This window comes from Synechococcus sp. H60.1, from assembly GCF_047462335.1.
Classification (GTDB): Bacteria; Cyanobacteriota; Cyanobacteriia; order Thermostichales; family Thermostichaceae; genus Thermostichus.
Genome location: NZ_JANSJA010000229.1, coordinates 1 through 636 on the forward strand (window position 1 = coordinate 1; position 636 = coordinate 636).

Genomic DNA, 636 nt, shown 5'->3' on the forward strand with positions numbered 1-636 from the left:
CCATTCTGGAAGGCAAATTTCATGAGAACTGGGATCCGTGGCGCGAGGGCTGAGCCTCCTCGGGGAGCTTCGTTAACATCAGTAAACATTCGTAGGTTAGGCTTCCTAATCGCTACAATAAGGGGATAACCTAGTCTTAACCTCAGAGGAGAGCATGGCTGTCCGCACCCTGCAAAGTGTAATTGAGCAGCATATTGCTGGACTCCCTGGCCTCATTGCCGTCTTGATAGGGCGGGTCACTGACGGTGCCACAGTAGCCAAAGTAACCTATGCCAGCGACTCCCAAGAGGAGCAAGCCCTAGAACGTTTAGGCACCTACGCCGGCGACTTGTTGCAGGCCAATAGCCGCCTTTGTCAAACCGTTAGCCCCGGCCAAGAGGCGGACTACCTTTTGGCAGGTACTCCGGCGTTGCGGGTTGTCATCAAAGCCTTTCCCAAAAGCCCCTACTTTGTTTTGTTTCTGACCCGTTCCATCACCGACCTCAAGGCGATTTCAGACCGGATTAAGGCCATCCTCATCGACGGCAAACCACTGCTGCCCCCTGTTCAAGACGACACTCTATCCACTGCTCAGGCTTTGATTAGCTACACCAAGCGCTACGCTCCGGATCCCAACTTTGTCATGCTGCGCTTGTC

The 636-nt window shown here is 53.9% G+C and carries 1 protein-coding gene; it reads left to right on the forward strand.

Features of this window, described 5'->3' with window-relative positions:
* Positions 1-154: 154 nt before the first annotated feature.
* Positions 155-636, forward strand: a 482-nt coding sequence (locus tag NW852_RS11175; RefSeq protein WP_414426749.1) for a hypothetical protein, incomplete at its 3' end; no start/stop codon positions are given.